General features: G+C 35.1%; 4 protein-coding genes. All 4 read right to left on the reverse strand.

Annotated elements, in window-relative coordinates; genetic code table 11:
• Nucleotides 1-96: 96 nt before the first annotated feature.
• The 4 genes from AC2D8I_RS04435 to AC2D8I_RS04450 all read right to left on the reverse strand — a co-directional run bounded on the left by AC2D8I_RS04435 (nucleotide 97) and on the right by AC2D8I_RS04450 (nucleotide 13,516).
• On the reverse strand, nucleotides 97-4,353 hold the full coding sequence (locus tag AC2D8I_RS04435) for a choice-of-anchor L domain-containing protein (RefSeq protein WP_484704784.1): 4,257 nt from the start codon (nucleotides 4,351-4,353) through the stop codon (nucleotides 97-99).
• Between the two features lie 187 nt (nucleotides 4,354-4,540).
• Complete coding sequence (pbpC, locus tag AC2D8I_RS04440; protein WP_484704785.1) at nucleotides 4,541-6,892, reverse strand: penicillin-binding protein 1C; 2,352 nt, start codon at nucleotides 6,890-6,892, stop codon at nucleotides 4,541-4,543.
• A 269-nt stretch (nucleotides 6,893-7,161) separates the two neighbouring features.
• Nucleotides 7,162-7,887 (reverse strand): YqjF family protein, encoded by a 726-nt coding sequence (locus AC2D8I_RS04445; RefSeq protein ID WP_484704786.1) that lies wholly within the window; start codon nucleotides 7,885-7,887, stop codon nucleotides 7,162-7,164.
• Nucleotides 7,888-7,930: 43 nt separating this feature from the next.
• Nucleotides 7,931-13,516 carry an MG2 domain-containing protein gene (locus tag AC2D8I_RS04450; protein WP_484704787.1) on the reverse strand — a complete coding sequence of 1,862 codons (5,586 nt, stop codon included), beginning with the start codon at nucleotides 13,514-13,516 and terminating at the stop codon, nucleotides 7,931-7,933.
• Nucleotides 13,517-13,841 lie beyond the last annotated feature (325 nt).

Consider the following 13,841-nt stretch of genomic DNA (forward strand, 5'->3'; position numbering starts at 1 on the left):
GCGTGTATTGTGGATCTTGTTGGGCATACAGTTGGTACCCTAACAGGAAGATGAAAATGGTATATATTAGTTTTTTCATTGGTCTTGTTTTCTTTTTTAGTAGTTAAGATAAATCCAAGCTGTTCTAGCACCTTTAGACTCTGTATAAATCGTATAAAAATAGGTCCCTACAGGTAGCTTATTTCCATCCTTGTCTATACCACACCATTCATCTACATAATTTTCCAACTCCCAGACTTTAACTCCATAACGATTAAAAACTTCTGCTCTAATTATGTTTTCACGATCTTCTAAATGATCCAAAATCAAACAATCATTAATCCCATCTCCATTGGGGGACAATCCATACGGCTGATTCACACAATTCGCATTTTCATAAAATTCAACAATCATTTCGACAGCTTCCCCTTCACAACCAGTAACATCATCAACAACTGTAGCTGTAATACTCCCTTGTTCAAGAGCTTCAGCAGTTAACGTATACTCATTGCTTGTGCTTGATTGTACTAAATTGCCTTCCACATAGAAATTATAAATCAAGTCATTCGTGATCTCTTCTGTACTCACTAGATTAACTGAAATGTCATAATCCTCATTAGCACACTTAATAACATAATCTTCTTCAAAAGCGATGGCTGGATTTGGAAAGAATTCAATTAAAACGTCATCTAAGAAAAAACATGTGGTACCTGTTATGAGTATTTCTGCGGTATAAATTCCTGTTTCTGTAACTAAAAGAGTAGGCTCATTAGCATCTGCTATTGGCTCCAAAATTCCTGTAACCTCAGGATCTGTATAATACCAAGTAAGCACGGAGTTATTCGGAATATCAATTCCGATATCCAGAATCACTTCATCTCCATTACAATTTGCATTACCTCCTTCTAACAAAATATCCTCTCCTAAATCTATTTCACCAATATCAAAACTACCTGCCGACAGAAATACCGCAGAGTCATATTGGGTATCTCCATCGTCTGCTATGACTAGCTTAATATGGTATACATCATTAGGAATTACTGTTGCCATAGCGGTTAAAGGCACCGTTCTCCCTTTAAAATTTATAGGGCTGGTTAACGGATCCAACCCTATCCCATTATTAAAATCTCCTGCATCATAATAAGCATCAAAATATTGTGGATTAGCTGAATCACAATTTCCATTAAAAGTATTATCCCGTATTGAAAATACAGACACAGGAATATTAGTATTTGGGACTACAGCTAAGTTTACTGTTACTCCATTTTCATCTGTTAACAAAAAAGCAAAGGCATCAGAAAAACCACATTGAAATGTTCCATATTCCTCTGCAGCAAAAATAAAATCGAAAGACATTTCTGAAGTTACAGGCACGAAATCAAATTCAAGTACTGTTGCATTAAACGTTTCTCCCTCACCTATTTCATTTTCAAGATCTGTGTCTCCAAGCCAATTAAAATCCCCATCATTTAAAATCCCTGCTTCAGGACCTGGGGCATTTAAAACATCTCCTGTAGATAACACCACTCCACTCTCAAAAGGAAACGCAGATCCATTTGCTTCAAAATAGCCAATACCATTGGATGAACCAAAACTTGTTCCTGTTACAGACGTTATATTATTCACCAAAGAACAAGGGGAATCTATTAATATATCATTAACTAATTCTTCAATAGAATATTGATCTGCATTTGTTGCAATAGGCTCAGGAATTGTAATAACACACAAGTCAAAAGTTGTATTTTGATATGGAGCATCATCAAAAGAAAAAACTTGAATATAATAGGTGTTTCCAATAATTAAACCATTAGCCAGAATTTGATTATTATCACACCCTAAACTAGCTAAACTATTACAATCTACTCCTTCATACAGTCCCATAGAAAGAAATGTAGTATCTCCTATTATATTACTCAATGTTACAGCATGATTTTCTGATACTGCTTCAAAAGAAAACCAGACATCATCATTTGCTGTCCCTGTGCAAGTACTCCCTTGAGAGGACCCTGTAGCACCATACAATGTCCCACTAGCTATAGTTGTGCAACTATCATCTGCATTAGCAATAATAACAGATGCTGTATCGCATTCATCATTATCTGGCGGACACACAGGAACACTTAACGTACTACTTGTTAAAGTACAATTATTATCATCCTGATTAGAAACTGTAATGGTAACCTCTGTTCCTATAGCATAAGGCCCCATTTGCACTATGCCAATAGTAGTGGCTGCCTGTACAGTCGTCCCGTCATCTATATCTAAAGTTGTTGCACTTCCTAGATCAGTTATATTTACATCTATAAAAAATTGATTTGCTCCATTATCACAATCGGCTACGGCATTAAACTCTACTTCTTGAAAAATACAAGCTGTACATAACACTGTTACATCGATAGAAGCATATCCTTCAGACCCACAGTTATTAACGCCATCTGATACTACTGTAAATGATATCTCATTACCACTAGATTGATATACTAAACCAGAAAGATCGCCACCGTTTCCATACGGAGTTGCGACGTTTAAATCTGTAATCCCATCAGTATCAAAAACTGAAAACGCATCCCAGTCTTCCTCAACATTACCAGCATTAACTATAAGTGTTAAAGGCGTTCCATCATTGCTAGAAAAAGTAAACACATTAGTATCATTATTCTCATAACAATAGGTGAAATTTGTTGAACCAACCGCACAATCTACAGGGAAATTCATTTGGATTGTAGTAGAGAAATTTAAAGGTCCAACATATTCACTTGTAAAGCCTCCGCCGCAATCTGCCAAAATATAAAACTCATAATCTGTATCATAATTTAATCCTGTGGCATTAAGTGTTGTTGCATTAATAACTGTTCCTACACCTGTAGGGACTCCAGTTCCTGCTGGCTGAATAACATACTGCCATTCTGTTTCTCCATTATTAGCAGTCCACGAAATATCGGCTGTTGTTTCGCCAACATTTTCAACTAGCAAATTACTTGGTGAGACACAAAAAACGCCACATGTTTCTACTGTAATTTGATCTATAGAGAGATCCCCTTCAAAGCCTGTACCTGCCCCTCCGTAATTAAATTCTAAATATATTGTTTGCCCCAAATAAGCATCCAAATTAATACCTATTGGCACCCAAGCTTCTGTATCTGCTCCTTGAAATTCTCCATTCCAAGAATATAATGATACGAAAGGCCCTGTAGCAGAGGCCCCCACATTAACATTCAAAACCCCAATATCTGCTCCAAAAGCATGCATAAAAAAAGCTAATTCGGCACCGTCAATAGCTGTTGTTAAATCTATGGCTGGACTAATTGCAGAAGCTATATTTGTAGCGCTACCGCTTGCTTCATATTCTAAATGCGCACCTGTACCGCCATCATAGGTGTTTTCTGGACCAGTATCTCCTGAATTCTCTCCAGCTAATGTTATATCCCAATTACCTTCTGAACCATCAAAACCTGTGCCTGTCCATCCTATAGGATCACTATCTGGATCCGCCCCGAAACCTTCTGTAAATACCATTGTTGATGTTCCAGACGTACAAATAACTCCTTGTGGTGGTGGTGGTGGATCGTTTAATGTTGTAAAATTAACAGGACCTATCCATTGACTATAAACACCGCCTCCACAATCTGACCTAACATAAACCTCATAATCTGTTGAAAAATTTAAGCCCGTCTCATTCACTATGTTTACTCCCACACTTGTCCCGTTAATTGTAGGCTCTCCTGTCCCTGCTGGCTGCAACGCGTATTCCCATGCAGTAATAGTCCCTGAGTCCCAAGTAATCTCTGCTGTTGTAGCTCCAATATTATTTACAACCAAACCTGTTGGAATATCACATAATGAATTATAAACTTGTATATTATCGATCATCCAGAACCAAGCCCAGGAGTCTCCGTCATTGTATATAAAACGCACCTGCATGTTCGCATTGGAAAAAGCTGTGATATTGATATGTTTTTGATCTGGCACAGCAAAAGAACCAGCTGTAATATTCTGGTTTAATACTTCTGTCCAACTTGTTCCATCAAAAACCTCAACGATTCCAGTATCTATACCTCCATTTCTATAGAACTGCTCAAAATCTAAAAAGAGCCCAACGGCTCCTGTAGTATCAAAAGTAGGAGACGTTAATGTTTCTAACAGTAATACGCCATTTCCATTGGCATCGCTATCTACAACGACACCATTTGTACCATCGAGACTATTTGCCCCTCCTTGTTGTCCAGAGCTCCATGAATCTCCTGTTGCCGCTCCTTCATCTGTAACAGTCCAAGTCGCAGGAATTTCTATATCAAAATTTTCTTGCAAATAAGTTTGCGCGGTTAGCGAATAACTAAACGAAAGCAAAATTAACAATAAAGTAATCTTTCTCATTTATAATTAAATTTATGGTTAAGTTAAAATTTTCCAAAATTCGTAATTTTTTGGATTTTTTTTCATAAACCACAATGTATACTAATTACTTTAATTAGAAAACCAGCAACAGATATAATATTATATTTTTCGACGAAATGAACGTTTGTTAGCTAAAATAATAAATATCACTTAGTTTTTTAACATGTTAATTGCTAATTGTTATTTTTCTTTTGATTTCATTACCAAAAGAATCAATTACTGTTATTAGGTGATTACCTTGATCAGGAAGTATTGAAATGTTATGAATATTTTTAGTTGTTCCTATAAAAGTTTTGTTTAAATACCAAAACAGCGTCGTTTGAGGCTTAACGTGTGTAACCTTTACAATTAATTCATTGGTTTTACCATCGAAATCTTTTGGCAGAAAAACGACACTTCCTTTTTTAGGATAAATAAATTCCATTAATAAGCCTCCTTTTACATTACAATCACCCCTGAAAGGAGGTAAAGACTTATAAAAAGGATTTTTACTTTTATAATAATACTCCATTAACGGGGGTAAGACAAACCATGATTTATGAGAGACAACGCTTAAGTCTTCACAAGAGGCATTAACTTGATACTGCTCATCGGCATCTAAATGAATTAATACATGATATGGACAAGGTTTTGTTTTTAACCCACTAATTTGCACGTATTCTTTTTTTACTTCTTCACAGTTTTCGTTTGCGCGATAACCGCTTTTTAAACAAACATCTATTTCCCGCATCTCATCATACGGTTTTTCAAACCAATTACTGTCTGGCAAAATAGCAAATATATCAAATAAAACAGGAGCTGCAGCTTGCACACCAACCAGACCTGGCCGACCTTCCCCATCAGCATTACCAACCCATACACCAACCACATAATCTTTTGTAGTCCCTATAGCCCAAGCATCTCTATACCCAAAACTAGTTCCCGTTTTCCAAGCAATTTGCTTAGCCCCATCAAAAAACTCCCAATTCTCATCCTTTTCAGGTCTATTCACTTCTTTTAGGCTTTCATAGGTTAAATAAATAGAAGCCGCATCGAATAATGTTTTTTCTGTAGATCGCTTTCCAAAGTCAATAGTTTCTGAAGCTAAAAAAATAGGTTCACAAAACTCATTAGAAAAATATTCACTAGAATATTCATTAAAATGATTTAGTGTTGAAGAGAGACTAGCATAGCTTTTACATAAATCCCAAAGACTACTTTCGGCACCTCCTAAAATTAAAGACAAGCCATAATGGTTCGCATTATATTTTACATCTTGTAGCTTCAACTCTTTTAAATAATAATGAAAACGGTCTAAGCCAAAATCTTGAAGCATTCGCACTGCTGGCACATTTAAAGAACGCGCCAAAGCACGTTTTGCAGGTACCACACCATCGTATTCTTTATTATAATTTTCGGGCACATAGTTACCAAATTGCGACGGCACATCTGGTACTAACGCATTTGGCAACAAATCTCCAGAATCTAACATCGCAGCATATAGAAATGGCTTTAAAACACTACCTGTACTTCTCCCTTTATCTACAATATCTACATCTTTTTGATGTGCTCGTGTAGTTGGAGCATTACCAATATAACTTAACACTTCTCGTGTTTTTACATCCAAAATCAATACCGATATATTAAAGATTTCATTTTGTTGCAATAAATTATAATGATTAAAAACAACCCTATTCGCTTGCTGCTGATACTTATTATTTATAGTTGTTTTTACACGTTCTCCATGGTGATTTTTCGCAATTTTCTGTAATAAATGTGGCGCAATTTGCGGTAAGGCATAAGGTTTCTGAGGAAGTGATTCTGCAATAGACAAATCGTACGTTAAAGTATCTATGATTTGATTAACTAACAATTTTTTTAAAAGCTTGTTTCGTTTTTTTAATAAGCGCAGTTGGTTTTTTCCTGGGTAAATTAAACTTGGAGCATTGGGTAACACTGCTAAGGTTGCACTTTCCGCCCAAGATAAATCATTAGCCGCTCTGTTAAAATAGCGCCATGATGCAGCATCCAACCCTACAACATTTCCTCCAAATGGAGCATAGCTTGAGTAAAACGCTAATATCGCTTCTTTATTATATCTTAATTCAAGACGCGTTGCTAAAATTATTTCTTTTATTTTTTCCAGATAAGTTCTAGACCTTCCTTTGCGCGACAATCTAATAACTTGCTGCGTTAAGGTACTTCCGCCACGCTTTACTTCTCCTGAACTTATATTTTGCTTTAAAGCCTTAAATATAGATATAGGATTAAAACCTGGGTGCTTGTAAAAATATTCATCTTCAAAGTTGATGATACAGGTTTTAAATTTTTCGGGAACATTATTGTTTTTAGGGAATCGCCATTGCCCATCTTTTGCTATTTGCGCTCCCAATAATTCATTATTACGGCTCGTTATTACAGTTGCAGTAGGATCCTTAAAGAGTTGATTTGGCAAACATAAATAGTACACTACTATTAAAACGACTAGTACTATAGATTTTATTTTGTGTTTTCTTATGTGGGGTATTATTTTTTTCATTTTTATACAATTAAAAAGAAGAACTTCTTTTGGTAATTACTTATTCTTCATTTCTACATGAATAACGACATACTACAAAAGAAAAGCACTATTTAACACTTTACAAACTCAAACACATGCTCAACTTTACAGATTCTTACATTATAACAACTACCAATCTTGCGCACCTATTACTTAGCATGCGCTCCCATTAAATTCCCCAACATCATACTTATTATCATATTCAGTTCTGGTTGATATAAAAATCACAACACAGTAAGACGTAAAATCTAACTTCTCTTTTTATATTCTTTTTTACCCCATGCCAATACTTGCACCCCTCTTGAATAGTGTATTTTATCTGGCTTGCTATTTAAAAATGTAAACCTCGGATAGTTCACATTAATATCTGTACAAATAATATGCTGCATTGGCCATTCTATGTGATGCACATCGTATTCTATTATTTTGTTTTTATACTCCTGAAACACTGCATAACGCTCTGTTAGCCAAATATCGATTTCATCTTTTAGCACTGGCTCTTCTTCCAATGTATAGCGAATACTAAAAGCGTCTTTTAAATCCGTGTTTACAGATTGAAAACTCTCGTCATTTCTACTCATTTCCGAATAACGATATGGTAATTTAGAGGCTTGTCTTATTAGTTTACACGACCACTTATTATTAGCCTCCATACTTAAAAAACACACACTTGGCTTCCCTTTATACACAACATAAGTTCTAATATTTATTTCCTGAAAATCTGAAATATATGGCGGTTTTGGCAAGTATCGTAATTTAATATTATTCATATCGAAAGCCACTAAACTAATCCATGCTTTACCATTGACTACATCTACAGTTAATTCGCTTGGCAATAATGCCTGTATAACCTTAGGTGCTACTTCCCAATGTAAAAAAACAGCTTTGTTCCATTCTTGATATATCGCCCATGGTTTTGATGGATAATCGAATAATCTATGACTTGTTTCGTTTAGAATCTGTTTTGACTTCAATTTCATATCAATTTAATAAGACTCCTGTTTTTACAAGAGTGTGTTACTTTTCAACTTCCACCCATTGCCCTTTTGTACGTACTAAAAACTCATTATCGTACATAGCTTCCACTTGTACTCCAGGCAAATAATAAACTCCTAAATAAGATGCATTTAACATCACATTAAAAGTCTTAGAGCTACTAGTCTCCCCTCTTTTATTTAAATCTAAATAAAAATTAACACGATCATCTCTAATATCGGTATATCTTGCCTGACTTATAGTTGCGCTTCCAAAAGCCGTAAATCGCGTGTTTACGATTTCCCATCCCGATGGAAATACCTGTGTTAAAGCAATATCATTTACACGCTCATTTTTAAGATTACTCACAGTAACAGTAGCTACAAAATCCTGCCCCTGTTGCAGCTTGCTAACATCTATAGAATTCCCTTTTAAATCTTTATAAATAACACTTACACTCAAACCGCGCTGCTCCTCTAACTCTTCGCCTAATGGTAATTTACCCGAGTTTAAAACACGTACATAAACGACATTAGCTTGATTATTTTTAAAATTTAAAGCATTACTTCCACCCTTTAATTTTAACTCCCGCTGCACAATTGCATTCTGTGTCTTTATAGTTTCAGTTTTACCATTAATAGTATAATCTAATTCCACGGATTTCCCTCCATTAGCCACCACCATTTTAGCCATTGCTAATAAACTATAAGCTGTTGTTTGTGTACTCATCCAACGGCTACCAGAAAGATCTCTTGCTAATTGTTTCGCCAGCTCATGTGATCTCTTATCTTTTGTTAGCACCATCGTTTCTAGAGCCATTGCGCGGTTTCTATCTACAGAACCATAGGTATAGTAGTTATAACGCGGTGCTTGAAACTCAATATTCGCTGTTTTAGAAATTTGATGACTCGCTTCCTTTTGCCCTGCTAATGCATAAGCAGCTGCTAATCGCCATTTGGCCTCGTTAGAGATTTCACTAAACTCCCGTAATCGATTCATAGAAGCTAGGTCTGGACTTCCTGCTAATGCCAAAGTATACAATCTATAGGCTTGCGCTAAATCACTATTATACGTTCTATAACTTGGCCTCCAGTTTCTTGCAACTTCTTTTTGATAACGAATCCAATTATCCTTAAAGGCTAAAGGTAATACATAGCCTTTATTCTCTGCCTCAATTAAAAAGTGTCCAGAATAGCTTGTTCCCCAGTCGTTAGCATTACCTTCTCCAATCCAGTAACTCATTCCTCCGCTTGGTCTTTGAAAATGACCTAAACGTTTAATTCCATTTTTAATATTAGATTGTATTTTTTGTTTTTTATCGAAGGGTAAATCAAAAATATCATTTAAATACAACTGTGGAAATACACTAGATGTTGTTTGCTCTACACAACCATGCGGATATTGTATTAGATACTGTAATCGTCTAGAAAAATCCATTGGCGGCATTGTAGAAAACTCTAATGTTGCTGCATTTGTTCCTTGCACCCCAAAGGTTTCAAAATCTAAATTAGCGGTTGCATTTGCTTCCAATGTTTTATCTAGTACTCTTGATGTTATTGGGTTCGGATTAACAACATCTAGCTCAACGTTGCATGTTGCCTTTTCACCATTTCCTGTTGCTATAACCTCAACAGTATTTACACCTTTTGCTTTACTAACATCTAATTCAAAATAAACCATTTGCTCATCTGGCCTTTTAAATGTTAACATTTTGGTTTGATCACCAACTACAGTAATGCCATTACTAAGTTTTAGTTTCAACTTTACATTTTTCACTTTATCTTCCATAGCAAATACAGTAACCGGAAGAGTCACTTTCTCACCAGGACTTAACTTACGTGGTAGCGTAGCCAATACCATTAATGGTTTTTTAACTTCCACTGATTTATCTACACTACCATAAGCCTCTGTTCCATTATTTCCAGCGACAACCATAGTACGTACAGCACCAACATAATTTGGCATTTTTATGGTGTGCGTTTTCTTAGCACCTGACTTTAATACAAATGGCCCTAAATAAGTAACCACAGGCTTAAAACGGTTCGCTTTTTTGTTTTTACCTCCAGCAGCACTACCATCTCCACCAATAGCAAATATTTGATCTATACTACCACTATACGCTCCCACAACATCATCGAATACATCCCAGGTTTTAACACCTAATGCTTCTCTTGCATAAAACACAGACCAAGCGTTTGGGGTTTTGAAACGCGTTAGATCTAACAAGCCTTCTTCGACCACCGCAATGGTATAAGTCATTGCTTTATCGTTACTCTCTGAAATGGTTACCTTAAACTCTTGCTCTGGACGCAATACCTCAGGCATTTTAATTTCTGGATTAAGTTTTGTTTCTGGATTTTCGACTAGTATTGGAATGACACCATATAAACGTAATGGCAAATCATTTGCAGTACTAGCATGCGGCTGTAGTAATGAAATATTCACAAATACATTGGGCGCCATGGCATCTGTTATTGGCACATCTACAACAGTTTCACCTTGTTTAGTTTTCACCCATTTGTAATCTATAACTTCGGAACCGTTTTCAACACTTATTAAAGCGCGTCCTTCCGTACCAGAAGGAAATGTAATTCTTGCGGTTTCGCCGACATTATAATTGTCTTTATCGGCAGAAAACACTAGCATTTTTGCAGCATCTTTACTACCTGTTGGTTGCCTTTTCCACCAGTTTCTATAAAAATAGGCTGTGCGTCCTGTTGCATGCCCACTTATCGGATCGTAAACCCGAATTAAATAACGACCACCTTCATGCTCTGGAACTTTTATATTAAAGCTTGCTTTTCCTTTTACATCTGTATTTACCGTAGTATTCATAAATGGTTTATGATACGAACTCTTAGCATATTTAGACAAATTATCGTACGAAGAATTCCACCACCAACGCCATTCTATTTTATAAACTTTAACTTCTAATCCATTTCGTTTTATTGGTTTTCCTTGAGCATCTACAACTACCAAATCGAAATTTTGATCTTCGTCTGTATAAAATGATCCATAAGCCTTACTTTTTGGTGATTTTAATCCTACAAAGGATTTATATGGTGCATATTTTTTTGAAAAGGCGTCCATAGAAAAATCGCCCCCATTCTCAAAAGCACGTACTAAAAACTGAACATTTAGCATTCCCGGCGCATTTTTACCTACATTTAATTTATTGGCAATAATCGCTAGTCCTTCTTCATCCACTTTATTTTCAAAAATAGTAAGTTCTTCTCCAGAGAATTCTCTAGATGGATCTCTAAACAGATACGCTTTATAGTTTTCAAACGGTGAATACGCATTACTAAACTTCGCTTTTATTTCTGTTTTTAAGTTTTTTGCTGGCGCACCATGCAACCATTTTATTTGCAAGTTTCCATTTAACGGACTTTCACCTGTAAGCACCTCATCCTTAAAATCAACTTTAATTCTTAAGCGATTAGGCTTTACCGTTTCTATTTTTAATCCTTTATAAAATTTAGCGCCACCGACACTTACTTTAGCATTCCAGTTTCCTGTTTTATCATCTACTCCTGTAGGCACCGTAAATTTGTAGAACTGATTAACATTTGTTGTTGTAATTTTTTTATAAACTAATTTGCCATTAGGGTCTGTTATTTCCATTTTTACGGGATGCCCATTTGGCAACTTATTAGCCACATCATTTAACATAAAAGTTAGGTGCAAGGTATCTCCCGGCCTCCAAACACCACGCTCTCCATAAATATATCCTTTAATACCGCGTTGCAAACGATTTCCCGAAATATCAAATTTACTTAGCGATAACGAATTTCCATCTTTTAACTTTATATAAGTTTTATTTCTCCCTTTTGATACTATAGCAAATGCGGCATGCTTATCTGCTTTTATCGTAGCTAAGCCCTCAGCATCCGTTTTAGTTGACGCTATTTCTTGCTGCTGAAAATTATACAATACAACTGTAGCATTCTCCTCTACATTAGTATTTAAAATATTAGTCACCGCAAAGTAATAATTATTATGAGCTCCTTTTTTTACAATTACCCCAATATTTGACGCTAATAAATTCTGTGAAATCTTATTATTAACCTTATAGTACGACGGTTTACAAGGGTTTTTACGATCTCTCCAATTGTAATTATTATCACGGTAACTATAAGTTAGATTATCCCAATACTCTTCCTCTCGCAAATCGTCATCTTCTGTAGTACTCTCACTATAATCACCTTCGTAATATTCCTCTTCATAGTATTCATCTTCGTAATAATCGTCATTATCTTCAGAATTTGTTATGTTCTGGTTATCATCGCAACCATATAAAGAATACTCTTGTTTGAAATCGACTTCCACCCTATAAATTGCCCCTGGATCTGCATTAAAAAATTTAGACAAATCAACACTATAGGCTTTCCATTTCCCTGTATTTTCTATAGCACTTCCCATAAGTTCAATTTTCTTTTTTGCGATACGCCGTCCTACATAACGAATACTATTATCATATCCAGCAGCCGACTCATTTTCTTGAAGGAATTGCAAGACATTACTCTCAAAGATTTTAATCACTTTCACGTCTACTGCCATTAAATTAACAGCTTCAAAATTAAATTTTAATGCTTCAGAATTTGGTAGAATCACACCATTGTTTACTAAACGCACTTGTGGTTTTATTTGTTCAAAAGAAATAGTTTCAGAAAAAGGGCGTTTCAATTTATACCCTTCTGTATTTTTTATCCCCTGAAAAACATCTATACGAACAGTTCCTATAATTTTAGAATCAGAATAAGCCTTTAAAACATTTCCATCTACTATATATCTTGGATTTCTAACATTCTGAATACTTACTAACCCATCAAAATTCTGTTGTTTTCTTATTGGATCAGAGAAATTAATGGATAAATATTGCTCTGGACTTTGCACCACTTCCATTTTTGTAATGGTAAAATTATTTTTTCCAGGAATCGGCACTTTATTTTCTCCAGAATTATCCGCATTTATAGCTTCACCATCCCATTTCACTAGTATTTCACTATCTTCTACAAAACGTCTTATACTATCGATCTTAAAAGCAAAATGCCTTGACGGCACACTTTCTTCATCCCATTCGATTTTTAGGTTTTTCCCTTTTTGCGTAGCACTTATTAGTTCTTTAGCCTTATCTATACTAATATTATCTGCCGCCTTTAACGTCCCTAATAAGTATTGCCACTCTTTACTATATGATTGTAAGTCCTTAGTAATAATATTAAAGTTTGGCGTGATGGTTTTAAACTGAAAAGTGTAATTTTTAAATTCGGCAGAAATATTGTTATATATCTTATCTAAATTTACTGTCACCGAATACTCCGTATCTGACTCTAAAGGCTCATCTGGAACAAAAACTAACACGTGCTTGTTTTTAGAAACCAATTGCCCTGACACATATGGTATTACATTAACCAAATCTTCAGAAATATCGTTATCGGCACTCCACTCCTTAACCGCTTTAGTTAAACTTATTGTTATAGGACTACTAGTCGACACCCTACCAGAAGTAGTATAACTTATATAGTCTCTAAATTTAAAAACATTGTCTGTTTCTGTTTCTTTTTTCTTACATGAAAGAGCGAGTAAAAAACAGAGCATTAAGGTTAAAAGCGATTTTGTTTGCATAATAGTTTTGAAAGTTTTCACAAAACTAAGAAGTATCCACCAAACAACTACAAAAGGATTAATATTCGTTGCGATAAAACAAGGATTCGTTAAGTTAAAAATAGTATTTGCAGCAACACCTAAAGATTATACGTTTACGAATAGCATTACCTGCAGCATTCCCCTACATATTATCAACTTTAAAAATGCAACAAATAACTATTCCGTTCACAAAGCACAACTTTGAAATAATCTAATATAATGGCATTTTTATCTTTTTAGAGTTAACATTTTAAAAAATCTAGGTCTTCAAAATAAAGAGTTTTATTAGTACCTTTGCTCAAAA

This window comes from Lacinutrix sp. YIN62 (assembly GCF_057219185.1).